The organism is Brucella sp. JSBI001 (assembly GCF_026014005.1).
In the GTDB taxonomy this organism is placed as follows: Bacteria; Pseudomonadota; Alphaproteobacteria; order Rhizobiales; family Rhizobiaceae; genus Brucella; species Brucella anthropi.
In genome coordinates this window covers 993,033-1,018,047 of sequence record NZ_CP110339.1, presented here as the reverse complement: position 1 = coordinate 1,018,047, position 25,015 = coordinate 993,033, and the positions used below count along the sequence as shown (strand labels likewise).

Sequence of the window (25,015 nt, the reverse complement as noted above, 5' to 3'; positions counted from 1 at the left end):
CTATCCTGCTGGAGCCTGACAGCTCTCAATACTTTGGTGGCTTCTGCCTTTCCATGATCGGTGACGCCAGTTTGTGGCGGGAAATGGGCAAAATGTGCCTGAGCTCTTTCTAACCTAAAGCAACGGTAAAGACTGTTGCTAATTGACAACAAACTGACTGTTGTTCCGATCAACAATCTGCTCTTGTTGACGTCAGCGACAGGAGCTCGCAGTCTGCGCAAAATGAAGGATGCCGGGGAGTCGCGAAGCTATCTATGAGCAAATACCGTCGCCCTTACAGACGTCCCTATCGTCTGGCTCGCAAAAGCAACAGCATAAGCTTTCGCAGTATCTTATTGACTATATTACTATTTTCTTTTTTAGCCGTGCTTATCGCCTATCTGCCAATCCAATCGGCGCCTAAAGAGGCATTGAACGGGCCGGTCTATGTGATTGATGGCGATACTGTCGTTCTCAGCAAGAAACATATACGTCTCAAGGGTATCGACGCACCGGAGATGCAACAGCAGTGTGTTCGGGCAGGAACCCCTTACGATTGCGGCAAGGAAGCCCGCAATATCTTGCGGGCCAGAATCGGGAAGTCCTCGATTCGGTGCGAGAAAGAGGGACGAGATCAGTATAATCGCGACCTGGCGCGCTGTTATCTTGGGGAAACCGACCTCAACCGCTGGATGGTTGAACAGGGCTGGGCCGTCTCCTACGGCGATTATCAGCGCGAGGAACGCGATGCCCGCCGCAACCGGCTTGGCATCTGGGCCGGTCAGTTTGAGCAACCGTCCCTATGGCGCAAGGACCATCGCGATCTTGAAATTGAACAGCCGTCCGGCCGCGAACCGTTGCTGGCTGTAATCGGCGATGGCTTTACCTATATTAGGGAACATATTCGAACCTTCATCGAAATGATCCTGCCCCGAAACTGATAGTATTCATGGAAAAACTGGACGAACTCAGTCACTCGATCCGGGCTTGCCGCATCTGTCGCGACACACCGCAGTTTCCGCCGCCCCTACCGCACGAGCCCAATCCCGTCTGCATCGTCTCGGATACAGCGAGAATTGCCATTTGCGGTCAGGCTCCCGGCATTCGCGTGCATAACACCTCCCTGCCGTTCAACGACCCGTCTGGCGATCGCCTGCGGCAATGGCTCGGCGTCTCACGTGAGGAGTTTTATGATCCGTCACGCTTTGCCATCGTCCCGATGGGCTTCTGCTTTCCCGGTTATGACAAGCATGGCGGTGATCTCCCGCCGCGCCGCGAATGCCGCCAGACCTGGCATGACCGTGTTTTCGCGGCAATGCCGCAGCTGGAATTCATTCTGGTCGTCGGACAATACGCCCTAGCCTATCACCTGCCCGACTATCGGGGCCGCAATCTGACTGAAACCGTCAGGAACTGGCGGTATTTCTTGGAGACACCCAATCCGGCGGGTCGAATCGCCCTGCCCTTGCCGCATCCATCCTGGCGCAACAGCGGCTGGCTCAAGCGAAATCCATGGTTCGATGCTGAAGTTGTGCCTGTTCTTCAGGCAAAAGTGCGAGACCTCATCCAAGACGATAAATAATTTTTACTCCATTCGTTTTCATCAGAATATTTTTCCTGTAACTTCGGATCATTGCGAACCATAAGGTATGACGTTTCACCTATTCGCATAGTTCGGGAAACGATTTCTAAAACCGGGAACGGAAACGCATGGACAGGCTCGACAGGAAGATACTGCGCTTATTGCAGGAAGACGCGACACTTGCGGTGGCAGACGTTGCCAAGAAAGTTGGCCTTTCCACGACGCCATGCTGGCGCCGCATCCAGAAACTTGAAGAAGATGGCGTCATCAAGCGCCGTGTCGCCATTCTCGATCCGATCCGCGTCAATGCGCGGGTGACGGTGTTCGTATCGGTGCGCACAAGCTCCCACAGCCATGAATGGCTGAAGCGCTTTTCTGAAGTGGTTCAGGAATTCCCTGAAGTCATCGAATTCTACCGCATGAGCGGTGATGTGGATTATCTGCTTCGTGTAGCCGTGCCGGACATCGGCGCTTATGACGCTTTCTACAAGCGCCTCATCAGCAAGATCGAAATTCGCGACGTGTCTTCGTCCTTCGCCATGGAGCAGATCAAGTACACCACCGAATTGCCGCTCGACTACATGGTACTCGACAAAGACAACAACTGACGCTCTTAAATCTTTGATTTAAATGATAAGCCCGCCAAATGGCGGGCTTTTTTGACGATGCGGTGACCGTTATTTCGAACCGGATATTCCAGCCTGTTCGAACGTGGCCATGCCGCTGTGGCACAGCGCTGCCGCCTTGACGATACTGGCTGCGAGCGCCGCACCAGTTCCTTCACCAAGGCGCATTCCCATATCAAGAAGCGGCTGCTTGCCCATCTTCTCCAGAAGCTTGCGATGGCCCGGCTCGGCAGAAACATGGCCGAACAGGCAATGGTCGATGGCTTCCGGATTGGCGGCATAGAGAATAGCTGCGGCAGCGCTTGCCACAAAACCGTCGACGATGACCGGAATTTTCTCCATGCGCGCCGCCAGAATTGCACCGGCCATGGCTGCGATTTCACGACCGCCGAGACGGCTCAGCACTTCCAGCGGGTCCTGTAGGTGTGCCTGATGGAGCGCTACGGCCTGACGAACGGCGGCGAGCTTGCGCTGCAGCAGTTCACCCGTTGAGCCCGTGCCCGGCCCTACCCAGTCTTCCGCCGTACCACCGAAGAGTGCCAGCGCGATTGCCGCTGCAATCGTAGTGTTACCGATACCCATTTCGCCGATGCACAAGAGATCGGTTCCACCGGCAATCGCTTCCATGCCGAAAGCCATGGTCGCGGCGCAGGTGCGCTCATCCATGGCCGGTTCTTCGGTAATGTCACCAGTTGGATGCTCCAGCGCCAGATCAAAAACCTTCAGGCCAAGATCGTTGGCAATACAGATCTGGTTGATGGCTGCGCCACCGGCGGCGAAATTCTCGACCATCTGTGCCGTGACACTTGGCGGAAATGGCGTGATGTTCTTGGCCGTAACCCCGTGATTGCCAGCAAACACCGCGACCAGCGGGCGATTGATCTGCGGTGTGCGCTTGCCAGTCCATGCGGCAAGCCATGCCACGATGTCTTCCATGCGTCCGAGCGAGCCGGCAGGCTTGGTCAGTGTAGCTTCACGCTCGCGAACGGCCCTTTCCGCCCCGAGATCAGGCCCCGGCAGATTTCGGATCAATTCTCGGAAATCGTCAAAAGGTAGGCCGCTGGCGCTCATAAGTTCAGTCCAATCAATGATGGGAGGTGTAAATTCGTTGGGCTCGTCCTATAAGCACTGACGCGAATTTTCAAATCACCTCTTTGAGTTGAAGCAACATTGAGGCGAATTATCGCGGAAATCCATTTCGGGAAACAAAGTGGAACAGTCACTTGCAGCGAAATAGTCTCATTGGCGACACGATCCGGAGTCTGGGCTTTCTAAGCCGCCTGCCGCTTCCACAGAGCTGGTTCGAGAACGGCGATGATTCGTTGCCGCGCAATGCCCGTGCCTTTCCGCTCGCGGGAGCGGTTCTGGGCCTGCTGGCAGGCGCTGTGCTTTTCATGGCCTATAAAGTGAACCTGCCACCCCTTGCCTGCGCGCTGCTCGCGATTGGTGCCCTTGCGGCTATGACCGGCGCGCTCCATGAAGACGGTCTGGGCGATACTGCTGACGGTTTCTTCGGTGCTTCTTCGCCTGATCGTCGGCTGGATATCATGAAAGATTCCCGCATCGGAACTTTCGCCGCGCTGACGCTGATTGTCTTCGTCGGTTTGAAAGCGGCTCTACTGATGGCGATCATCGACCGCGCAGGCGCGGGATACGCAGCACTTGCGCTGGTCGGATGCGAGGCGGCAAGCCGATCAGGCATGCTGGCATTCTGGCACGCCCTTCCTTCCGCGCGTCCCGGTGGACTGTCCGACAGTGTTGGCCAGCCACAATGGGAGACCGTTGTTTGCGGTTTCGGGATTGGGCTGGTCTTTCTTGTCTTCACGCTCATTCCAGTGGGTGGATTTCTCTCGCTCATCAATGCGCTTGTGCTGGCAACAGGTCTGCTTTTCGGCTTTGCCAGACTTTGTATCGCAAAAATCGGCGGACAGACGGGCGACACGCTAGGCGCGGCGCAGCAGATCGGTTCGGTTGCCGTCCTCGCCGGGCTTGTCATGGCCCTTTGATGCAACCACATTGCATTCATGGACACGACAACCATCGAATCCCCGTGCATATTGGTTTGCACGATAGATACGGAAACCGGCTTCTGCCTCGGCTGTGCCCGGACGCTGGATGAAATCGCACACTGGTCCAGCATGAGTGCAGAAGAGCGAATGGCCGTCTGGGCGCTTCTCGCCGACAGGCATGAGATTATTGTAGAAAAGAGAATTGGCTGATGGGGCGCTTTTTCTGGCTCATTATTGCGGCAGTCGCGATTGTTGTCCTGCTGCTGATGTCCAACAATGACAGTGGCTCAACGCTTGGCATGGACAATGACGTGTTTGCCCGCGCAGCCTATCTGGGCATTTGGGGCGTCGTGCTTGCCGCTGGCTTGCTCGGCTCCGGCATCAAGCTGACCGACTTTGCGCGCAACATGGCCATGTGGGCCGTGATTATCCTCGGTCTCGTCGCAGGCTACCAGTATCGTTATGAGCTGCAGGACGTCGCCAGCCGGGTCACGGCCGGGCTAATCCCCGGCAGTCCTATTTCGGGCCGCAATGCCGATGGTGCCCTGACTGTCACGCTTGCAAAGGCTGCAAACGGTCATTTCGAGGTCAACGGGCGCGTAAACGGCGAACGCGTTCACTTTCTGGTCGATACCGGCGCATCTTCGGTCGTCCTGTCACAGCAAGATGCAGAGCGCGCAGGCATAGACACCGCCTCGCTCAACTATTCCGTTCCGATCATGACGGCCAATGGCACGGCAAGTGCAGCAGTCATCAATATTGCTACATTGCAGATTGGCGATATCGAACGCCAGAATGTGCGCGCCATGGTGACAAAGGAAGGCCTGATGACCGGCAGCCTGCTCGGCATGAACTTCCTGCAAACCCTCGGCGGGTTCACTGTCCGCGGCGACCAGCTTATTCTGATTGATTAGAGTGCATCCCGAAAAGTGTGAAACGGTTTTCGGATAAGATGCGCGTCGAAACAAATACTGAGAGCGCCGATCTGATCCAATCAGATCGAAACGTATTCTAAGCAGCTTCTGCTGCCGCTTCAGTCACGACGGCATAGGCCTGACGCAGCACGTCGCTGTTTGCGCCCGGCCTGGTGGCGTCTGTCGAAAGGATTTGCCGCCAGCGCCGCGCGCCCGGCTGTCCGGTAAAAAGCCCGACCATATGGCGGCTCACATGCGAAAGCCTGCCGCCTGCCGCGATATGGCGATCAGTGTAAGCGCACATGTCATCGATGATATCAGCGATCGAGGTATCTGCCTGATCGCCGCCATAAAGACGCGCATCCACCTCCGCCAGAATCTCGGGGTTATGGTAAGCGGCGCGACCGAGCATCACCGCATCGACCGTCTGCAAGTGCTGCTCTGCTTCGTCCAGTGTATTGATCCCGCCGTTTATGCCGACGAAAACATCACCAAGCCGCGCCTTGAGGCGATAGACGCGATCATAGTCAAGTGGTGGAATCTCGCGGTTCTCCTTGGGCGATAATCCTTTCAGCCAGGCCTTGCGGGCATGGACCCAAAGCGCATCAGCGCCCGCGTCAAGCGTCAGATCGGTCAAAGTGTCGAGCGCAACTTCCACATCCTGATCATCAACGCCAATACGGCATTTGACCGTAACGGGCACGGAAACGGCCTCTTTCATGGCTGAAACGCAACGCGCCACCACATCCGGGGTTTGCATGAGACAAGCGCCAAATGTACCTGACTGCACACGATCCGACGGGCAACCGACATTGAGATTGATTTCATCATAGCCGTAATCGGCGCCGATCTTCGCAGCCTCTTTCAGCTTCACCGGATCGGAACCGCCCAGCTGCAGTGCCACAGGATGTTCGGCGGCATCGAAACCCAACAATCGGTCACGCGGGCCGTGAATGATAGCATCCGCCACGACCATTTCAGTGTAGAGCAATGTGTGCCTGGAAAAGAGCCTGTGAAAGTAGCGGCAATGTCTGTCCGACCAGTCAATCATGGGCGCAACAGCAAAGCGCACGTCCGGATAGTTGCGTTTTTTTGATATCATTTCAGTCATTTATACAACAATCCTGAGAATGCGATTCAGTCGCAGTCGACGCTTTCGGCATTTATTTGAATTCGGAAAGGTGCCAAAAGCCACAATTGATCGAAATGATCAAGTTTCACCAATATTGCAGTCGCTCCTCAATATAGTGAGCCGAAGCGAATTTTCATACCCGATGTGGGGACTCTGGCTGCTCCAAAGACTGTCTTCTCACCCAATAAACATTATGATCAATCACAGAAGCATTCTCCCGATTCTCATCTGCGTAGTTAAAGGACATTCAGCGTGACCTCCTTTTCCCCTTTCGGCAAATCATTCGATGCGTTTCTTTTCGACATGGACGGCACGATATTGAGTTCCATCGAAGCGACCGAACGTGTGTGGAGCGAATGGGCGATACGCCATGGCATCGATCCGGTCACTTTCCTGCCGACGATCCACGGTGTTCGGGCCGTCGAAACCGTCCGTCGCCTCGCTCTGCCGGGCGTGGACCCGATCCGCGAGGCGGAGATATTGTTTCAGGCCGAAATGGCAGATCTGGACGGTATCGCACCTATCGACGGCGCGTATGACTTTCTCAGTTCATTGCCGCAAGACCGTTGGGCAATCGTCACCTCGGCGCCACTTGAACTTGCAACCCGCCGCGTCGCCGCAGCAGGATTGCCGATGCCGAAGACCATCGTTTCCGCCGAAGATGTAGAGCGTGGCAAGCCGAGCCCCGAATGTTTCCAGCTTGGCGCGAAACGACTTGGTTTCGATCCGCACAATTGCCTTGTGTTCGAGGATGCGCCAGCCGGTATCGTTGCCGGAGAAACTGCCGGTGCGAGCGTTGTCGTGGTCACCGCAACACATCCGCACTCCCCAAAGACATCCCATCTGAGCATTGAAAGCTACCGCTCTCTGCAGCTCGATATTCTGGATGATGGCAGACTGGCGCTGGAACCGACCACGCTCATCTCGGTGGGGTAGAGCATAATCCGACCGGAGTGAAACGAGGATCGATAAGATTATGCTTGAAATAGAAATATTTAGAGCGTCGGTCTGATCCAATCAGATCGATGCTCTAAATAACCCGCCGTCCCTCTCGCCAAACGGTGCGGATGATCGGAACGTGATCGGCAATCTGCACACGAACCAGATCAGCCCGCTTGCCGGCAACAATCTCGCCGCGATCATCCAGCCCTACCGCTTTGGCAGGGTTGGCGGAAACCAGACGAATGGCTTGCGGAAGCGAGATATTCTCGACGACATCAGCGAGAAAAAACGCCGACTGCATCATGCTGGCCGGGATATAATCCGACGATATGATATCGAGATGCCCGGCTTCGACCAGCTCGCGCGCAGACACATTTCCCGAATGCGAACCGCCGCGCACGACATTCGGCGCCCCCATAAGCACCGACATTCCGGAATCTTTTGACGCTTTCGCAGCTGTATGTGTCGTGGGAAATTCCGCGACGCGTATTCCCTGTGCCTGTGCTTCCGCGACATGCTCTGTCGTCGCGTCATCGTGGCTCGCCAGAATAACCCCGCGCTGGTGGCACAATTCGGCAATCGCCTTGCGTGTCGGCGCGGAATATTGCTGGGACTGCCCGATACGCCGCTCGCAATAGAGCCGGAACTCTTCTTCCGAGAATTTCAGCTTGCGAATAAAATATGTCTTGTAGGTTTCGATATCCGTGAACTGCCGCTGCCCCGGCGCGTGATCCATCAGCGATACCAGCCTGACCAGCGCCTGATTGCCGAACTGTTCGAAGGCAGGAAGGCAGTCGGGTGCGGAAACCTCGCAACGCAAATGCAGGAAATGGTCGGCGCGCAGACGGCCCGCATCGCGGCCTTCGGCAATCGCCGACGAAAGCTTGCGCATATCGTCGATACCCGTTTCGGCGTCGTCATCGAAACCGATACGCAATGCGTCGAAAACGGTGGTGATCCCGGAGGCGGCAATCTGGGCATCATGCGCCTGTACGGCGGCAATCGGGTTCCAGCGCACCTTGGGGCGCGGAGCATAGTGTCCTTCGAGATGATCTGTGTGCAGTTCCACCAGTCCCGGCGTCAGGAAGTCGCCTTCCATATCTTCGCCAATACTGGAGGTGCCGGTAGAGATATCGGCGATCTTGCCGCCGACGAGCTTCAGAGAACCGAGAACGACATCGTCGGAGAGCACGATACGGGCGTTGCGCAGAACCGTTTCATTTCCCATTGCTTACGGCCTCCCAACCGCTCGTGAGGCCCGAGCAGACGCAACCTGGCCACCGGTCAGAGGATGCAGCGAATGAATCTCGAAAGGAGCCCCTTTCTCAGGTTCCACGAACAGAGCGAGATTCGCAACCTCTACGGCGTCATCCAGCAGCGGCGTGAAAAATTCGTCCAGCGTCCGCTCCACGCGAGCGCGGTCCTTCTCCTCCACCGGGCCGGTCAGGGTCATATGAAAGCGGAACTCGTCAAAAACATAGGGATAGCCCCAGCGTTCGATATTGTGGCGCTGCGTCTCGCTGAGACGCTCCGGCCGCCGCTTTGCAATTTCCGCCTCAGTGAGCGGTGCGCGAAACCGGTCGAAGGCAACGACAACATCATTGGCGAGCTGGTTCAGCTCAGCAACCGGCTCTTCCGGCACGAGCGCGAAGAACGGGCCAATTGCATGCAGCTTCAAACGGGGAATGACGACCGGTGACGCCGACGATGCGAAATGCATCAATGCGGAAAGCAGGTCATTTTCAGTATGTTCTTCATCCAGACGGAACGGCGCTTTCATGGTCGCATGAAAACCATAACGGCGCGGCTCTTCGGTCAGCTGGGCGATTTCAGCGGTCGCGAGCGAGCGAATCGCAGGCATCTTGACCGGTTCCCCGCTGAACGCATTGCGCCCGAGCCAGTTTGCGGCAACCTTCAAAAGCGCATCATTGGATGGCGGCGTGAAATAAATCGCATAACGCATGTCAAATCCTTGGCTGAGGTTCGCTACACGACGTCAGCGGAACTCCAAAATATCAGGTAATGCATCGTGCTTTTGAAAAGCTATCCCGATTTTGAGGGCGATGCAGTCGGGGGATGCTTACACAATGAATGTGGCAAGTCGATAAAGGCTGGATGACTACCGACAAACCAATTTTACATAACGGCAAATTAGTATAGGCGTTAGCCCCATTGGAAGTGAGGAGACTGACATGGGCGGATTTGCGTCTATCGGCGAATGCATGATCGAGCTTTCAGGCAATGAAGGCGATCAATGGCGCATGGGTTTTGCGGGTGATACGCTGAACACCGCCTGGTACATGCGGGCACTGATGGAGAAATCCTACCCTGTCGAATATGTGACCGCTTTCGGCGAAGACAGCTTCTCCCAGAAGCAGCGCGTATTCCTGACATCAAATGGAATCGGAATCGCCCATAGCCCCATTATTGACGGACTTCATCCCGGTCTTTACGCAATCACGCTCAACGGCGCCGAGCGTTCCTTCACCTATTGGCGGAGCGACGCCGCCGCAAGGCGTCTCGCCAGCGACCGCGAAGCCCTTGAAAAAAGCCTGACCGGCCGTGACATCATCTATTTTTCGGGCATTTCAATCGCCATCATCCTGCCCGAGCATCGCGACACGTTTTTCGATGTCTTGCGGAAGTGCCGCGCCGCTGGCTCACGAATCGCATTCGATCCGAATTTCCGCCACCAGCTCTGGCCAGACCGGAAAGTTGCGCAGGAGATCATCAGCGAAGCGATGCGCATTGCGGATATTGCCCTACCCACATTTCCCGATGAACAAGCGCTCTTTGGCGACAAGGATGCCGCTGCTTGTGCAGATCGCCTTGCCGCACTCGGCGTGAAAGAGATCGTCGTCAAGGACGGCACCGAACCGGCTCTGGTCGTCTCCGGCGATGAAAGTGTGTCAGTACCGTCCGTTGTGGCGCAAGCCGTGGACACCACCGGCGCTGGCGACAGCTTCAACGGTGCCTATCTTGCTGCGCGATTGAACGGGCTTGCTCCGGTGGATGCAGCCCGCAAGGCGCATCTGGTTGCAGCGCGTGTCGTTGAGATACGCGGCGCGCTCGCTCCGATGGAAACCGCACGCGCCGCTTTTGCTGATTGATTATTTTTCGCGTGAAAAGCTGAAATGGCTGGTCTGGGCGTAAATCTCACCCGGACGCAATATTGCCTGCGGGAAATACGGATATTCCAGCGATCCCGGCCATATCTGCGGCTCAAGACAGAAACCCGCGTGTTTTCCGTAAGGCTTGCCCATCAGGCCGATGCAATCATTGGCCATGGTGTTGCCTGCATAGAACTGAACGCCCGGTTCTGTCGTTGAGATATCGAGACGAATACCGGAACGAGCGCCCTTGACCGACGCGCATGGGCGCAATGGTCCCCGCGCTGCGGTCAGGCAGAAATTACTGTCATACTGGACCTGACTGCCATTCTCCTCAAAGCGAATCGGACGGAACTCCCGGAAATCGAAAGGCGTTCCTTTGACCGGCAGAACGCGTCCGTCCGGAATGAGAGCATCATCGACCGGCATATAGGCGTCGGCGTCGATCTTGAGCTGATGATCGAGAATATCGCCCTCGCCGCCATCATCGAGATTGAAGTAGCTGTGATGCAGCAGGTTGCAGACGGTCGGCTTGTCGGTCACCGCTTCCAGCCGCACGATTAGCGTCCCATCCCCGGTGAGCATATAGGTGCAGCTGACATTCAGGTTGCCGGGAAACCCCATCTCGCCATCGGTTGCCACTGTCGCAAGCGTCACGAAATCCGGACCGTTTCCGGTTATCTTCCAGACGCGATTGCCGAGCCCCTTGCTGCCGCCGTGCAGATTGTGGCGGCCCTGAAAATTCGGCTCTACCTCGTAAGTCGTTCCGTCCAGATCAAACCGGGCATTGCGGATGCGATTGGCCGAACGACCCGCAATCGCACCCAGATGCGGTGAATGGGCCGGATAATCGGCAAAGTCGCGATAGCCGATCACCAGCGGAGCCGCATGGCCCTCCATGCGCAGATCCTGAATGGCTGCGCCCCAATTGATGATCCTGGCCGTCAGCGGGCCATTGGAGATCGTGAGCCGGTGAACCGCCTGCCCGTCCGGTGCATATCCAAAGATTTCCGAATTCACTTTTGCCCGCCTGTCAATGATGCAGCGATGAGATGCTCATGAAGCCGCATCATCGTGCGGTACGCAAGACACATCGTGATCAAATAATGATTTTGAACCAATCTTGATTGAATGCATGAACAAGTAGTTTTCACACTATTTTCTTCTGAAGAACCAATGATATCCTGAGCTATAAATTACTGTTTTTTTTCGATAAATACTAAATTAGAGGCTTTTTCAATGAAGTCGAATTTCCAGAAAGTCATGCCTTATATTTTTAGTGAAGAAGGCGGATATGCAGACAATCCCGCTGATCCCGGCGGCGCAACCAATATGGGTATCACCATCGCAACCCTGTCCGCGTGGGACGGACATCAGGTATCGCCCGAAGATGTAAAGGAAATGACGCCAGCAACTGCCACGCAAATCTATCAGGCGCAATTCTGGAACAAGATCGACGGAGACAACCTGCCTTCGGGTCTCGACTACGCCCTGTTCGACTTTTCTGTCAATTCAGGTCCCGCACGCGCGGCAAGGATGCTGCAAGGTATTCTGGGCTTGCCCGAAGATGGAATAATTGGAGCCCAGACGGTTGCGGCCGCCAATATGCGATCTACCGACGAGGTCATCAATGCTTTGTGTGATGCACGCGCATCCTGGCTGGAAAGGTTGTCTACAGCCTCGACCTTCGGGAAAGGCTGGCTCGCCCGTGTCGAACGGGTGCGTTCTCGCGCTCTGGCGCTCGCTGCCAACGCGCCCATCATCCATGCCGCAGGACCGACGAATGATATCTCACCCAAGGCCCGTCAGGGCGATATGGCCGTCACATCTGTTTTGAAGCACCCGGAAGCTTTGGGGGCAATGGGGAGCGTGACATCAGGCCTCGTGGCAATTGCATCGGGGAATGGCCCGGTGCAATACGCACTGGCAATTGTGATGATCGCCTGTGCTGTGGTTGGTCTTTGGTATTTTGTGAGACGCGTCAGAAACGAACCCTAGCCCAGTTGTAATAACTCAGTTTTGAGAATATTTCCAAAATTAGAGTTTGTCTTTATGTTGCGCTTCGCATGTTACGCGCCTTATATGCGGTTTTGAAAGCTCGGTGACTATGAAAGTAATATGACTTTCCCTGTCACCGGAAAAACGCTAGACACGCGCAAACAGTCAGATGCGTGCCAACTGTGGCACCGCCATGAATAAAGGAATCGAAACTTGTCCTCTACTTTTGACAAAGTCGCCGACATCATCGCCGAAACCAGTGAAATCGACCGTGACACCATCACGCCAGATAGCCACACCATCGACGATCTGGGCATCGACAGCCTCGACTTCCTCGACATCGTCTTCGCCATCGACAAGGCTTTCGGCATCAAGATTCCGCTTGAGCAGTGGACCCAGGAAGTGAACGAAGGCAAGGTTCCGACCGAAGAATATTTCGTTCTCAAGAACCTCTGCGCAAAAATCGATGAGCTGGTTGCAGCCAAAAAAGGCTGATCCGGCACATAATATGGCGGTATTGAGGGGTGAACAGAAATGTTCGCCCTGATTCCGTTTCTGGTAGCGCGAATTTTTCGCGTGTCAGAGCAGTCTCAGCATCGACGGACAAACGGGACCCATGCAGAACAATAAAGTCGTCATCACAGGTATCGGCATCATCTCCTCGCTCGGCGAAGGGGTCGATGTGCATTGGAACGCTTTCTCGAAGGCTGGCACTGAGCCGCGCCTCGAAAAGGAAGCCTTTGCGCCTTACACTGTTCATCCATTGGGTGAAGTGGACTGGAGCCTGCAGATTCCAAAGCGTGGCGATCAGCGCCAGATGGAAACCTGGCAGCGCCTTGGCACCTATGCCGCAGGGCTTGCTCTGCAGGATGCTGGCATGAAGGACGACGAGGCGCTTTGCGCGACCATGGATATGGTCGTGGGTGCCGGTGGCGGCGAACGCGACATCACCGTCGATATGCAGATTCTGGATGAAGGCCGCACCCGCAACGATCGCGGCGTCATGCTGAACGAGAAACTCTCGACCGAACTGCGCCCGACCCTGTTTCTGGCGCAGCTTTCCAACCTGCTCGCAGGCAATATTTCGATCGTCCACAAGGTGACCGGTTCTTCGCGTACCTTCATGGGCGAGGAAGGTTCCGGCCTTTCGGCTATCGAAACCGCAGCCGCGCGCATTCGCACGGGTCAGAGCACTCATGCGCTGGTTGGCGGTTCCTACAATGCCGAACATTTCGACATGATTCTCGGTCACGAGCTTGGCGGACTGCTCAAGCATGATGGCTGGGCACCGCTCTGGCAGCGTGACGGTTCGGCTGGCGGCGGCATGATTTCCGGTTCCGGCGGCGTGTTCCTTGTTCTGGAAAGCGCTGACCACGCAGCCAAGCGCGGTGCACGCGCTTATGCGGAAGTTGCCGGCATCGAAAGTGCACAAATCCGACGCGACAGCGCAGACCTCACAAACACCATCCGCGAACTCATCCTTGCAGCCAATGGCGGCAAGGATCCCTCCTATGTTGTTTCCGCTGCTTCCGGCGCCCATGAAGCGACCGGCGCGGAGAAAACCGCATTGGACGCTCTGTCAGCCACTTATCGCGGCATTTCCGGCCTGACCGGTCATTTGCGCGAAGCGCAGTTCCCGCTGGCGCTGGCACTTGCGGCCATATCCGTCTGGAAAGGCGAGGCTTTTGCACCGCTGGATGCATCCGAAAAGGATGCCAGTGGTCCAATCAGCGAAGCAATTGTCACCGCAGTCGGAGCGACTCGTGCCGAAGGCGCAGCAAAGCTGGTGAGAGTATAAGATGACGAAATATACAGACCATCTCGGCCGTCCCATTGTCGCCATTACCGGAGCAGGTGTGGTTTCCTCGCTCGGTCAGGGCAAGGAAGACAACTGGGCTGCATTGACCGGCGGAAAATCGGGTATCCATGCCATCACCCGCTTTCCAACCGACAACCTCAATACACGCTTCTCCGGAACGGTTGATTTCCTGGCCGAAAGCGATGTGGGCGCATCGGCGCTCTCCGAAGCGCTGGCCCGGCTCGCAGGTGAGGAAGCTCTTGCCCAGTCCGGTCTTTCGTCTACCGATTTTGGCGGTCCGCTTTTTCTGGCAGCTCCTCCGGTCGAACTGGACTGGAAAAGCCGGTTTGCACTTGATGCGACCGTGAAGAATGAAGGTCCGGCAAGCTATCAGCTCCTGCTGGAAGCATGCCGCCGCGCCCGTCAGAATGACCTCTTCAATACGACCCAGTTCGGCTATATCGCTGAACGCCTGTCGGAAGCTTTTGGCACGCGCGGCCTGCCGATCACGCTTTCGACCGCATGTGCCTCGGGTGCGACTGCGATCCAGCTTGGTGTCGAAGCCATCCGTCGTGGCGAAAGTGATCGGGTTCTTTCCATCGGAACTGACGGCTCCGTCTCTGCCGAAGCCCTGATCCGCTTCTCGCTGCTTTCGGCCCTTTCCACCCAGAACGACAAGCCGGAAAAGGCTTCCAAGCCTTTCTCCAAGGATCGTGATGGTTTTGCCATGTCGGAAGGTTCCGGCGCGCTGGTGATGGAATCACTCGAAAGCGCTGTTGCACGCGGCGCCAAGGTTCTGGGCATTCTGGCCGGTTGCGGCGAAAAGGCCGATGATTTCCACCGCACCCGTTCCAAGCCGGATGCTTCACCTGCCATTGGCACGGTGCGCGCCGCATTGGCCGATGCCGGTCTGACCGAAGAGCAGATTTCCTATATCAACGCCCACGGCACCTCGACGCCGGAAAACGACAAGATGGAATATCTGGCGCTTTCGACCGTATTCGGCGACAAGCTTGCCTCAATCCCGGTTTCCTCCAACAAGTCGATGATCGGCCATACGCTGACCGCTGCGGGTGCAATCGAGGCAGTCTTCTCGCTGCTGACGATCCAGACGGGTACCCTGCCCCCGACCATCAATTATGACAATCCGGACCCGGCTATTCCGCTTGATGTCGTGCCGAATGTAAAGCGTCAGGCGGAAGTTTCTGCCGTGCTTTCCAACTCGTTCGGTTTCGGCGGACAGAATACGAGCCTTGTTTTGGCGGCAAATCCGAATTAATCGGTCCGACAAATACGAATTTTCCCATGATCCCGGACGGTTCGCCGTTTCCGGGATTATGTCTTGAAAAGGATTACTTCATGCGCGCCTTGCAGCTTCTCGACGATCGCCGCCTTGAAATCACCGATATCGCACCGCCGCCTGCCCCCGGCATTGGCGAGGTAACCGTGAAGATCAAGGCCGTTGCGCTCAACCACATCGACGTGTGGGGCTGGCGCGGCATGGCGTTTGCCAAGCGCAAGATGCCGCTGGTTATCGGTGCGGAAGCTTCAGGCGTTGTGGATGCTGTCGGCCCCGGCGTTTCCAATCTCCTGCCCGGTCAGCTCGTCTCGATCTATGGTGCGCGCACCTGTGGTCTTTGCCGCGCCTGCCGCGAAGGCCGTGACAATCTGTGCGAACATGTCGGCGGCGTGCATGGTTTCCATCTCGACGGCTTTGCGTGCGAGGCAGTGAACCTGCCTGCCCGTCTTCTTGTTCCGGCACCTCCCGGTGTGGATGCCATCGGCGCCGCCGTCGCCCCTGTAACCTTCGGTACGGTCGAGCATATGCTGTTCGACAATGCCAAGCTTGAGCCCGGCGAAACCGTACTCGTACAGGCTGGCGGTTCCGGCATCGGTTCAGCCGCCATCCAGCTTGCCAAGAAGATGGGCTGCACGGTCATCACGACAGTCGGTTCCGACGACAAGATCGAGAAGGCCAAGGCACTCGGCGCCGATCACGTCATCAACTACCGGGAAGACCGCTTCGAGGGCGTGGTGCGCAAGCTCACCAAGAAGAAGGGTGTGGACGTGGTGTTCGAGCATGTCGGCGCGGATACTTGGGCCGGTTCGATGCTTTGCATGAAGCGCGGTGCACGTCTCGTCACCTGCGGCTCGACCTCCGGCGTCTCGACCAATATGAACCTGATGCAGCTCTTCCAGCAGCAGCTCAAGATTCTGGGTTCGTTTGGCTGCCGCATGGAAAACATGGCAGACGCCATGCAGAAAATGGCGCGCGGCATCGTGCATCCGGTCATCGACACCGTGGTCGGCTTCAACGATATCGATACGGCGCTGAAGCGCATGGAAGGCCGCGACGTCTTCGGCAAGATCATTCTCGAGATCGACTGAGTCGCCCACGTCCATGATGTTCAAGCTGAAACTTCTGCTCTTCCGCTGGACCCGCAAGCTGAAGCAGTTCAACTACTGGCTCTGGGCGCAGGCCGTCTTTCTGCTGCTTGGCCTGTTGCGCCTTTTTCCGGCGAAGGCTGCAATCAGCTTTTCAGCCAAGGTGGCCCGTCTGATCGGGCCGCTGACGCCGCGCCACAAGGTTGCCACCGATAATCTGCGTCAGGCTTATCCTGAGAAAAGCGACGCGGAAATCGAGGAAATCGCGCGCGAAATGTGGGATTCGATGGCGCGCCTCTTCGCGGAATATATCTTCCTCGATGCTGTTTTCGATTTCGATCCCCATTCGACGAAACCGGGACTGGTCGAAGTGGAAGGCATTCCGATTTTTGAACGCCTGCGCGACGAGAAGAAGCCGCATATCTTCTTTACCGCCCATACCGGCAATTTCGAACTTCTACCAATCTGCGCCGCCACCTTCGGTCTGAACGTTACGGCGCTCTTCCGCCCGCCAAACAATCCCTATATCGCCAACAAGGTTCTGAAAGCCCGTCGCACCAATATGGGCCATCTGGTGCCGTCGAAAGCCGGGGCCGCGTGGTCGCTTGCGCATATCCTCGATGAAGGCGGCAATGTCGGTATGCTGGTGGACCAGAAATTCCGCCGCGGTGTGCCTTCCACCTTCTTCAACCGCCCGGTGAAGACCAATCCACTGTTGGCCAAGCTTGCGCGGCAATATGATTGCGACGTCTATCCGGCACGCTGTATCCGCCTTCCCGGTGGACGCTATCGTCTCGAACTCTATGAGCGCATGGAATTGCCGCGCGACGACAAGGGCGAGATCGATGTTGCCGCAACCGCACAGCTGTTGAACGATACCGTTGAGACGTGGGTGCGCGAATATCCTGGCCAGTGGATGTGGTTCCACAAGCGCTGGGGATAGGATTCTTGCCCCTCATGTGCTAGGGGCTGGCCAAAGTTACGGAGATCACATATGCGCCCCATCGCCATCGCCCCGTCCATTCTTTCCGCCGATTTCGCCCGTCTTGGCGAAGAAGTCGATGCCGTGCTGGAAGCCGGTGCCGACTGGGTGCATATCGACGTCATGGACGGGCATTTTGTGCCGAATATTACTTTCGGCCCGCAGGTGGTGAAGGCGATCCGCCCGCGCACCAAGGCATTGTTCGATGCGCATCTGATGATTGCGCCCTGCGACCCGTATCTGGCACCGTTTGCCGATGCTGGCTGCGATCTCATCACAATTCACGCCGAAGCCGGTCCGCACACGCACCGTTCTCTGCAGTCGATCCGCGCTCTGGGCAAGAAAGCCGGTCTGGCGCTTAACCCGGCAACGCCCGCCGAAGCGCTGACGAACGTCATCGATGATGTCGATCTCGTCCTCGTCATGACCGTCAATCCCGGTTTTGGCGGCCAGAAGTTCATCACGCCGATGCTCGACAAGATCAAGCGCGTCCGCGAAATGGTTGGCGACCGCCCTATCGATATCGAAGTTGACGGCGGTATTACACCGGAAACCGCAGGCTCGGTCGTTGCAGCAGGCGCCAACATTCTCGTGGCCGGTTCTGCCGTTTACAAGGGCAACTCCGTCGAGAGCTACCGCGCCAATATCGACGCCATTCGTGCTGCGGCTGAAGCTGCCCGCAATCGTTAAACTCCCACTTTCTACAGGATGCACCCATGATCCCGCGCTATTCCCGGCCTGAAATGGTCGCCATCTGGTCGCCCGAAACGAAGTTCCGCATCTGGTTCGAGATCGAAGCCTATGCCTGCGAGGCGCTGGCGCAACTCGGCGTCATCCCGAAGGAAGCGGCCAAGACCATCTGGGAAAAGGGTAGCGTGGCGAAGTTCGACGTCGCCCGTATCGACGAAATCGAAGCCGTCACCAAGCATGACGTCATCGCCTTCCTGACCCATCTGGCGGAATTCATCGGCCCGGACAGCCGCTTCGTGCATCAGGGCATGACCTCTTCGGACGTGCTCGACACCACGCTCAACGTCCAGCTCGTACGCGCTGCCGATCTGCTGCTTGCCGACATGGACCGCGTTCTGGAAGCCCTGAAGAAGCGTGCTTTTGAACACAAGGATACGGTCCGCATCGGCCGCAGCCACGGCATCCATGCCGAACCGACGACCATGGGCCTTACCTTTGCGCGTTTCTATGCCGAAATGGCGCGTGGCCGTGCCCGCCTCGTTGCGGCGCGCGAAGAAATCGCAACCGGTGCCATTTCCGGCGCTGTTGGCACGTTCGCCAATATCGACCCACGTGTGGAAGAATATGTCTGCGCCAAGCTCGGCCTCGAAGCAGAGCCGGTTTCGACGCAGGTGATCCCGCGTGACCGCCATGCAATGTTCTTTGCAACGCTCGGCGTCATCGCCTCTTCGATGGAAAACATCGCCATCGAAATCCGCCATATGCAGCGCACGGAAGTTCTGGAAGCGGAAGAATTCTTCTCGCCGGGCCAGAAGGGTTCGTCGGCCATGCCGCACAAGCGCAACCCGGTTCTGACCGAAAACCTGACCGGCCTCGCCCGTCTGGTTCGCATGTCGGTAACGCCTGCGATGGAAAACGTGGCTCTCTGGCACGAACGCGATATTTCGCATTCGAGCGTCGAACGTGCCATTGGCCCGGACACCACCATCACGCTCGACTTCGCGCTCAACCGTCTGGCTGGCGTGATCGAAAAGCTGGTCATCTACCCGGATAACATGCTGAAAAACATGAACAAGTTCCGCGGTCTGGTGCATTCTCAGCGCGTGCTGCTGGCGCTGACACAGGCTGGCGTATCACGCGAAGACGCCTATCGTCTCGTGCAGCGCAACGCCATGAAGGTCTGGGAACAGGGTGCCGACTTCCTCGAAGAACTGCTCTCCGACGCGGAAGTACGCGCGGCCCTTTCCGAAGAACAGATCCGCGAAAAGTTCGATCTCGGCTACCACACCAAGCATGTAGATACGATTTTCAAGCGCGTCTTCGGTTGAGATTTCGGCTCTGACGGCCTGCAAATCGCGTCTTACTGCGCTTCCGGTGCTCACGTAGTTATTCTATTCGCATGGTCTTGTCCGAAAAGTCTGCAACTTTTCGGGACCATGCGTGAAGCACACTGCGCTCCGGTTCTCGCAAGCCACGATTTTCGGCACGTCATAACCAAAATCTGCGCCCCCCTTTAGAGCGCGTTTCGATCTGATTGAATCAGATCGGCGCTCTAAGTTATTATATTTCAAGCATAATCTTATCGATCCTCGTTTCACTCCGGTCGGATTATGCTCTAATTGGTTCATAATTTGAATCCGAAAAAAGCCCCATGTTTATGAAAACATGGGGTTTTTTACATTCTGGAGATGGGCTGGTTACGCCTTGGTCTTGATCGTATTGACCACGTTGCCCCATGGATCCACGAAGGTGCTGTTGTTACCGCCACGCGTGTCTTCCAGCTCAACCCAGCCGAGGCCGGTCCGATCTTCGTCACGCTTGCCCGCACCGGCACTCTGCCAGGCATTGGCAGCGATATGGTGATGGTAGCGCCCGGTGGACATGAACACAGCCCGGTCACCATAGGTTTGAACGGTTTCAAGGCCGAGTTCGTTATGCCAGAAGGTTTCGGCTTCATGGGCATTGCCGACGCGCAGATGAACGTGACCAACCACGGTGTTTTGCGGTGCGCCGTCCCATTCTCCGCCCTCGCGCTTGATGACATCGAGCAGATTGCTGACATCGAGCGGATCGGTGCTCATGGCAACACGGTCGCCATTCCATTGCCACTCATTATTCGGACGATCTGAATAGATTTCGATACCGTTGCCCTCGGGATCGGTCAGATAGATGGCTTCGCTTACCTTGTGATCCGATGCACCGCTGACCGGCAATTGCTTGTCGATGGCGCGGCGCGACCAGCGCGCAAGGTCGCCACGTGTCGGCAGCAGGAACGCGGTGTGATACAGACCGGCGCTGCGCGGATCGTCCGGCCTGGCCGCCGAAAACTGTTCAATTTCCATCAGTTCGCGGTCGCCGGCGCCGAGTACAATCGACGCGCCGCGACGCGTCATCTCACGCAAGCCGACGACATCGCGATAATATTCAGCCAGTGTTTCGGCATCGCGCGCCTTCAGGCCAACGCGAGCCACACGCATTGGCGTGGTCATTGCGAATGGAAGCGGAGCAACCGTACGTTCGGTTTCGACTGCGGTTGCTCTCAAATGCTGTGTCATGTCGCCCTCCTTCGACGGCATTTCTGCGCGAACAGGAAGAATGTTGGCCATGACAGCAGTCCCGGCAGCGCCGAGGATATTACGTCTGCTGATTGTCATGCCAGTCTCTCCGTCGTGTTTCAAATCTTGCCTAAACATCACCATTTGGGACATGTTTCACAAGATCACGATCAGCGAACAGGCTGTTCATCATTCGCATGCCTTCTATACCAAGCATACAACAAGCACGGCTTGAAGAAGTTACAAAGCCTCTCTAAATGGGAAGCCATGAAAGTCAAAGACGCAGATATCCTCATCATCCCCGGCTATACCAATTCCGGCCCCGACCACTGGCAGACCCGTTGGGAGAGCAAACTCTCGACGGCGCGGCGCGTCGAGCAGGCCGAGTGGACCAAACCTGTTCGCGAAGACTGGATTGGTGAAGTGGTAAAGGCCGCCAATGCGGCGACCAGGCCGATTGTTCTCGTCGCGCATTCGCTCGGCGTTGCAACTGCAGTTCATGCCTTGCCGCATTTTCAGCACAAGGTGGCTGGAGCCTTTTTCGTGGCGCCTCCGGATGTTTCCAACGACAAGATCCGCCCCAAGCATCTGATGACGTTCGGCCCCTACCCGCGTGAACGTCTGCCATTCCCCACGATCACCGTGGTCAGCCGCAACGATCCCTTCTCCAGCTTTGAAGCTGCCGAAGATGTCGTGAAGGACTGGGGTGCAATGCTGATCGATGCTGGCGAATCCGGGCATATCAACTCGGAATCCGGGCATGGACCGTGGCCGGAAGGCTCGATGGTGTTCGCCGAGTTCATGACGCAACTACAGGCGCCCAAGCATCACTGATGTTTATTCATACAGCATGAAAAAGGCGGGGCATTAGCCCGCCTTTTCTTGTTCAATATCTTGCAATGGAATTAGTCGCGAACCGCTTTGGTCAGCGTTTCTGCTGCGAGCCGGATATAACCGCCATCGTTGCTGAGTGTCAGGAAGCGGAAACCAAGCGGAATGTAGCGACGCGCAAACTCCGGCGAAGGTGAATAAATACCGGCGATCTTTCCTGCCGCAGCGGCCTTGCGGCAATATTGCCGATAGGTTCCACAATCGCATCCGAATTCGGATTGGCCTCACGCCCGTTGCTCCACGCAATGGAGAAATCCGCAGGGCCGACGAAAACGCCGTCGATGCCGCGAACATCCAGAATGGCATCCAGCGCATCGTAGGCATCGCGCGTTTCAATCATCGCGAAGGCAAGCGTATCGTGATTGGCGGTGGTCAGATAATCGTTGGAACCCGGTGCGCCGTAATCCGCATTGGCCCGGAATACGCCCCATGAGCGTTCGCCCACCGGCGGATATTTCATGGCGGCTGCAAACCTGCGGGCATCCTCGACGGAATTGATCATCGGAGCGATGACCGCCTGCGCACCAAAATCCAGCGCACGGCTTGCCATGTCGAAGCGTCCGACAGGAACGCGCACGACCGGCGGCTTGCCAGCGTTCAGGATAAGGCCAAGAGAGCGAAGAACACTCGCCTCGTCGTGGCCGCCATGCTGCATGTCCAGCGTTACGGCATCGAAGGCGCTATGGGCGAGAATTTCGACCGTCAGGGGTTCGGGAAGGGAGGACCATGCAGAAAGCACTGTTTCCCCGGCGCGAAGGCGCGAAGACAACGACATTCGAATTTCCTTCATTTCAAAAGGATCAGGGCGGAAGTGCTATCTATCCTTCCGCCCCGAACCATCCATCAATCCTGCTTTACCTGGCGGATTGCCTCTTCAAGGAAAGTAAACATCTTCTCACGAATAACTTCGTCTGCAACGCTTACACTTGCGGCATCGAAGTCGGCGCGCACCTTGCGGAAAACATCCTCATCGCCAGCTTCTTCAAAGTCGGCGGCAACGACTTCCTTGGCATAGGCTTCGGCATCCGCATCTTTCTTGCCAAGCTGGTCTGCGGCCCAGAGTCCCAGAAGCTTGTTGCGGCGTGCCTCCGCCTTGAAGCGCAGTTCCGCATCAAGCGCGAATTTCTTTTCAAAAGCGTCGCGGCGATCATCCATGCCAGTGGTCATTCATAAAGCTCCCAGACTTACAAGTTAGAAGAGATCGTCATCCGTTCTCTTGCCTAAAGCTGGCAAGGGGAGCAAGATTATACAAGAGCTAAAGACTACTTTCTTGCGACTCATGCATAAACTTGCATCAGAAACAGCGAAAACGGGGGAACGGGCACAAAGCAGGATTGTTAAAAGCCCACAATTGCTATAGGTAGCCCGCGAGAATAGCGGCTTAGAGCCGATCACCATAAATATGGAAATCCGAGAAAAGCCATGAACCGTCGCCGCCGTATTTACGAGGGCAAGGCCAAGATTCTTTATGAAGGCCCTGAACCCGGTACGCTCGTCCAATTTTTCAAAGATGATGCAACCGCTTTCAATGCAAAGAAGCATGAAGTCATCGACGGAAAAGGCGTGCTGAACAACCGCATTTCCGAGCATATTTTCACCCAGCTTAACCGCATTGGCATTCCAACGCACTTCATCCGCCGCCTCAACATGCGTGAGCAGCTGATCAAGGAAGTGGAAATCATTCCGCTTGAAGTGGTTGTGCGCAATGTCGCTGCCGGTTCGCTGGCAAAGCGCCTTGGCCTTGAAGAAGGCACCGTGCTGCCGCGCTCGATCATCGAGTTCTATTACAAGGCCGACGCACTCGACGACCCAATGGTCACCGAAGAGCATATCACGGCTTTCGGCTGGGCAAGCCCGCCGGAAATCGACGACATCATGGCGCTCGCCATTCGCGTCAACGACTTCCTGACCGGCCTGTTCCTCGGCATCGGCATCCAGCTTGTCGATTTCAAGATGGAATGCGGTCGCCTGTGGGAAGGCGACATGATGCGCATCGTCGTCGCCGACGAAATTTCTCCGGACTCTGCGCGTCTTTGGGATATCACCACCAACGACAAGCTCGACAAGGACCGTTTCCGCCGCGACATGGGCGGACTGGTTGAGGCCTATCAGGAAGTGGCTCGCCGTCTCGGCATCATGAACGAGAACGACACGCCGCGCCCGGCTGGCCCTACGCTTGTAAAGTAAAATGATCCGCCCAGCCCGGAAGGGCACGATCCCGGAAAGTCGACACGGTTTTCGGGATCATGCCAAGTTAAGCCTTCCGGGCTGTTTCATTCGTTCTAAAATTGCAGGAACTACAGAGTGATCAAGGCACGCGTCACCGTTACACTGAAAAACGGCGTTCTCGACCCGCAGGGCAAGGCAATCGTCGGCGCGCTCGGCAGCCTCGGTTTTGACGGCGTCAACTCGGCCCGTCAGGGCAAGGTTTTCGACCTCGAACTGAATGGCTCCGACAAGAGCAAGGCCGAAGCCGACCTGAAGGCCATGTGCGAAAAGCTGCTCGCCAACACGGTGATCGAAGACTATTCCATCGCCATCGGCTGATCAGGCAAAGGACAGAGACGCTCATGAAATCCGCAGTCATTCTCCTTCCCGGTCTCAATCGCGATCGCGACATGATCGCAGCACTCACCAAGATCACCGGACAGGCACCGGTGACCGTCTGGCAGACCGATACGAGCATTCCCGACGATGTGGACCTGATCCTGATTCCGGGCGGCTTTTCCTACGGTGACTATCTGCGCTGCGGTGCGATTGCAGCCCGTATGCCGGTGATGCAGGCCGTTCGCGAGAAGGCCGATAAGGGCGTCATGGTCATGGGTGTCTGCAACGGCTTCCAGATCCTCGTCGAAGCCGGGCTTCTGCCGGGCGCATTGATGCGCAATGCTTCGCTGAAGTTCGTCTGCCGCGAAGTAAAGCTCGAAGTAACCAACGCCAACACGTCGTTCACGCGCGGCTACAAGCCGGGCCAGATCATCCGCTGCCCGGTCGCGCATCATGACGGCAATTATTTCGCCGATGCCGAAACGCTGAAGCGTCTCGAAGGCGAAGGCCAGGTTGTGTTCCGCTATGCCGAAGGCACCAATCCGAACGGATCGGTCAACGACATTGCCGGTATCGTCAACGCACACGGCAATGTGCTCGGCATGATGCCGCATCCGGAAAACCTGATCGAATCCGCGCATGGCGGTGATGACGGTCGGGCGCTCTTCGCAGGCGCGCTGGGCCTCGCTGCATAAGCTGGCACACTGATAAACGGAAAAGGCGGCTCGATTGAAGCCGCCTTTTTTATTGCGCCTGCTCTGACGCCTCAGCTGCAAAACTGCACTGGCAAAGCGTCTATTTTCGTGGCAGCTTGACTTCGGGAGGGTCCTGATCAGGAGGAATCGTCGGGATCGCCCCATATTTGTTTCATGCGC

The 25,015-nt window shown here is 56.6% G+C and carries 27 protein-coding genes and 1 pseudogene; 20 read left to right on the top strand and 8 right to left on the bottom strand.

Going from position 1 to position 25,015, the window contains the following annotated elements:
- Positions 1–254 precede the first annotated feature (254 nt).
- From LJ361_RS04850 to LJ361_RS04840, 3 genes are all read left to right on the top strand, one after another.
- Positions 255–920, top strand: a complete 666-nt coding sequence (locus LJ361_RS04850) for a thermonuclease family protein (RefSeq protein ID WP_029924970.1) — start codon at positions 255–257, stop codon at positions 918–920.
- Positions 920–1,561, top strand: coding sequence for a uracil-DNA glycosylase family protein (locus LJ361_RS04845; protein WP_029376248.1), 642 nt, complete (start codon positions 920–922; stop codon positions 1,559–1,561). Before LJ361_RS04850 ends, LJ361_RS04845 begins: the two co-directional genes overlap by 1 nt.
- A gap of 128 nt (positions 1,562–1,689) precedes the next feature.
- Positions 1,690–2,169, top strand: coding sequence for an Lrp/AsnC family transcriptional regulator (locus LJ361_RS04840; protein WP_010661230.1), 480 nt, complete (start codon positions 1,690–1,692; stop codon positions 2,167–2,169).
- Positions 2,170–2,238: 69 nt separating this feature from the next.
- Here the strand turns inward: LJ361_RS04840 and cobT are convergent, their stop codons facing one another.
- Positions 2,239–3,258: a nicotinate-nucleotide--dimethylbenzimidazole phosphoribosyltransferase gene (gene cobT / locus LJ361_RS04835; RefSeq protein ID WP_029924973.1), complete on the bottom strand. Its 1,020-nt coding sequence runs from the start codon at positions 3,256–3,258 to the stop codon at positions 2,239–2,241.
- A gap of 152 nt (positions 3,259–3,410) precedes the next feature.
- Between cobT and LJ361_RS04830 the strand changes: the two genes are divergently transcribed.
- From LJ361_RS04830 to LJ361_RS04820, 3 genes are read left to right on the top strand one after another with little or no spacing between them, the layout of a single operon-like run.
- Positions 3,411–4,193, top strand: coding sequence for an adenosylcobinamide-GDP ribazoletransferase (locus LJ361_RS04830; RefSeq protein WP_029924975.1), 783 nt, complete (start codon positions 3,411–3,413; stop codon positions 4,191–4,193).
- A gap of 18 nt (positions 4,194–4,211) precedes the next feature.
- Positions 4,212–4,406, top strand: a complete 195-nt coding sequence (locus LJ361_RS04825) for a DUF1289 domain-containing protein (RefSeq protein ID WP_029924978.1) — start codon at positions 4,212–4,214, stop codon at positions 4,404–4,406.
- Positions 4,406–5,110, top strand: coding sequence for a TIGR02281 family clan AA aspartic protease (locus LJ361_RS04820; RefSeq protein ID WP_010661227.1), 705 nt, complete (start codon positions 4,406–4,408; stop codon positions 5,108–5,110). The genes LJ361_RS04825 and LJ361_RS04820 overlap by 1 nt, the downstream gene beginning before the upstream one ends.
- A 97-nt stretch (positions 5,111–5,207) precedes the next feature.
- Here the strand turns inward: LJ361_RS04820 and dusA are convergent, their stop codons facing one another.
- On the bottom strand, positions 5,208–6,221 hold the full coding sequence (dusA, locus tag LJ361_RS04815) for a tRNA dihydrouridine(20/20a) synthase DusA (protein WP_029924980.1): 1,014 nt from the start codon (positions 6,219–6,221) through the stop codon (positions 5,208–5,210).
- Positions 6,222–6,494: 273 nt separating this feature from the next.
- On the opposite strand from dusA, the gene LJ361_RS04810 reads away from it, so the two are divergent.
- On the top strand, positions 6,495–7,178 hold the full coding sequence (locus LJ361_RS04810) for an HAD family hydrolase (protein ID WP_029924982.1): 684 nt from the start codon (positions 6,495–6,497) through the stop codon (positions 7,176–7,178).
- A 94-nt stretch (positions 7,179–7,272) separates the two neighbouring features.
- On the opposite strand, the gene LJ361_RS04805 is transcribed toward LJ361_RS04810, so the two are convergent.
- Both LJ361_RS04805 and LJ361_RS04800 read right to left on the bottom strand, forming a co-directional pair.
- On the bottom strand, positions 7,273–8,412 hold the full coding sequence (locus LJ361_RS04805) for an alpha-D-ribose 1-methylphosphonate 5-triphosphate diphosphatase (protein ID WP_029924984.1): 1,140 nt from the start codon (positions 8,410–8,412) through the stop codon (positions 7,273–7,275).
- 3 nt (positions 8,413–8,415) lie between these two features.
- Positions 8,416–9,147, bottom strand: coding sequence for a DUF1045 domain-containing protein (locus LJ361_RS04800; RefSeq protein WP_029924986.1), 732 nt, complete (start codon positions 9,145–9,147; stop codon positions 8,416–8,418).
- A 229-nt stretch (positions 9,148–9,376) separates the two neighbouring features.
- Between LJ361_RS04800 and LJ361_RS04795 the strand changes: the two genes are divergently transcribed.
- The gene (locus tag LJ361_RS04795) at positions 9,377–10,294 is read left to right on the top strand and encodes a sugar kinase (protein WP_012092228.1); all 918 of its coding nucleotides are present in this window, start codon (positions 9,377–9,379) and stop codon (positions 10,292–10,294) included.
- Here LJ361_RS04795 and LJ361_RS04790 read toward each other — a convergent pair whose 3' ends face one another.
- Positions 10,295–11,314 carry an aldose epimerase family protein gene (locus LJ361_RS04790; RefSeq protein ID WP_010661221.1) on the bottom strand — a complete coding sequence of 340 codons (1,020 nt, stop codon included), beginning with the start codon at positions 11,312–11,314 and terminating at the stop codon, positions 10,295–10,297. It abuts the gene before it with no gap.
- Between the two features lie 219 nt (positions 11,315–11,533).
- Between LJ361_RS04790 and LJ361_RS04785 the strand changes: the two genes are divergently transcribed.
- The 8 genes from LJ361_RS04785 to purB all read left to right on the top strand — a co-directional run bounded on the left by LJ361_RS04785 (position 11,534) and on the right by purB (position 19,475).
- The gene (locus LJ361_RS04785) at positions 11,534–12,292 is read left to right on the top strand and encodes a glycoside hydrolase family 108 protein (protein WP_029924989.1); all 759 of its coding nucleotides are present in this window, start codon (positions 11,534–11,536) and stop codon (positions 12,290–12,292) included.
- A gap of 213 nt (positions 12,293–12,505) precedes the next feature.
- Positions 12,506–12,787 carry an acyl carrier protein gene (locus LJ361_RS04780; protein ID WP_006466638.1) on the top strand — a complete coding sequence of 94 codons (282 nt, stop codon included), beginning with the start codon at positions 12,506–12,508 and terminating at the stop codon, positions 12,785–12,787.
- Positions 12,788–12,908: 121 nt separating this feature from the next.
- Positions 12,909–14,090, top strand: a complete 1,182-nt coding sequence (locus tag LJ361_RS04775; RefSeq protein ID WP_029924992.1) for a beta-ketoacyl-ACP synthase — start codon at positions 12,909–12,911, stop codon at positions 14,088–14,090.
- A gap of 1 nt (position 14,091) precedes the next feature.
- Positions 14,092–15,369 (top strand): beta-ketoacyl-ACP synthase, encoded by a 1,278-nt coding sequence (locus tag LJ361_RS04770; RefSeq protein WP_010661218.1) that lies wholly within the window; start codon positions 14,092–14,094, stop codon positions 15,367–15,369.
- A gap of 80 nt (positions 15,370–15,449) precedes the next feature.
- Positions 15,450–16,478 carry a zinc-binding dehydrogenase gene (locus LJ361_RS04765; RefSeq protein ID WP_010661217.1) on the top strand — a complete coding sequence of 343 codons (1,029 nt, stop codon included), beginning with the start codon at positions 15,450–15,452 and terminating at the stop codon, positions 16,476–16,478.
- A 13-nt stretch (positions 16,479–16,491) separates the two neighbouring features.
- Positions 16,492–17,418, top strand: a complete 927-nt coding sequence (locus LJ361_RS04760; protein WP_029924994.1) for a lipid A biosynthesis lauroyl acyltransferase — start codon at positions 16,492–16,494, stop codon at positions 17,416–17,418.
- A 51-nt stretch (positions 17,419–17,469) separates the two neighbouring features.
- On the top strand, positions 17,470–18,147 hold the full coding sequence (rpe, locus tag LJ361_RS04755; RefSeq protein WP_029924996.1) for a ribulose-phosphate 3-epimerase: 678 nt from the start codon (positions 17,470–17,472) through the stop codon (positions 18,145–18,147).
- A 26-nt stretch (positions 18,148–18,173) separates the two neighbouring features.
- Complete coding sequence (gene purB / locus LJ361_RS04750) at positions 18,174–19,475, top strand: adenylosuccinate lyase (RefSeq protein ID WP_122241982.1); 1,302 nt, start codon at positions 18,174–18,176, stop codon at positions 19,473–19,475.
- Positions 19,476–19,844: 369 nt separating this feature from the next.
- Here the strand turns inward: purB and LJ361_RS04745 are convergent, their stop codons facing one another.
- The gene (locus tag LJ361_RS04745; RefSeq protein WP_012092236.1) at positions 19,845–20,801 is read right to left on the bottom strand and encodes a VOC family protein; all 957 of its coding nucleotides are present in this window, start codon (positions 20,799–20,801) and stop codon (positions 19,845–19,847) included.
- Between the two features lie 168 nt (positions 20,802–20,969).
- Here LJ361_RS04745 and LJ361_RS04740 point away from each other — a divergent pair, with 168 nt between their 5' ends.
- Positions 20,970–21,536 carry an alpha/beta hydrolase gene (locus tag LJ361_RS04740; protein WP_010661212.1) on the top strand — a complete coding sequence of 189 codons (567 nt, stop codon included), beginning with the start codon at positions 20,970–20,972 and terminating at the stop codon, positions 21,534–21,536.
- A gap of 71 nt (positions 21,537–21,607) precedes the next feature.
- On the opposite strand, the pseudogene LJ361_RS04735 reads toward LJ361_RS04740, so the two are convergent.
- Both LJ361_RS04735 and LJ361_RS04730 read right to left on the bottom strand, forming a co-directional pair.
- Positions 21,608–22,374, bottom strand: a pseudogene (locus tag LJ361_RS04735) (HpcH/HpaI aldolase family protein).
- A gap of 62 nt (positions 22,375–22,436) precedes the next feature.
- Positions 22,437–22,760, bottom strand: a complete 324-nt coding sequence (locus tag LJ361_RS04730) for a DUF1476 domain-containing protein (protein WP_264812797.1) — start codon at positions 22,758–22,760, stop codon at positions 22,437–22,439.
- A 255-nt stretch (positions 22,761–23,015) separates the two neighbouring features.
- Here LJ361_RS04730 and purC point away from each other — a divergent pair, with 255 nt between their 5' ends.
- The 3 genes from purC to purQ all read left to right on the top strand — a co-directional run bounded on the left by purC (position 23,016) and on the right by purQ (position 24,835).
- Positions 23,016–23,780: a phosphoribosylaminoimidazolesuccinocarboxamide synthase gene (gene purC / locus LJ361_RS04725; protein WP_010661209.1), complete on the top strand. Its 765-nt coding sequence runs from the start codon at positions 23,016–23,018 to the stop codon at positions 23,778–23,780.
- 117 nt (positions 23,781–23,897) lie between these two features.
- Positions 23,898–24,140 carry a phosphoribosylformylglycinamidine synthase subunit PurS gene (gene purS / locus LJ361_RS04720; RefSeq protein WP_010661208.1) on the top strand — a complete coding sequence of 81 codons (243 nt, stop codon included), beginning with the start codon at positions 23,898–23,900 and terminating at the stop codon, positions 24,138–24,140.
- 23 nt (positions 24,141–24,163) lie between these two features.
- The gene (gene purQ, locus LJ361_RS04715) at positions 24,164–24,835 is read left to right on the top strand and encodes a phosphoribosylformylglycinamidine synthase subunit PurQ (protein WP_036582329.1); all 672 of its coding nucleotides are present in this window, start codon (positions 24,164–24,166) and stop codon (positions 24,833–24,835) included.
- Positions 24,836–25,015: the final 180 nt, after the last annotated feature.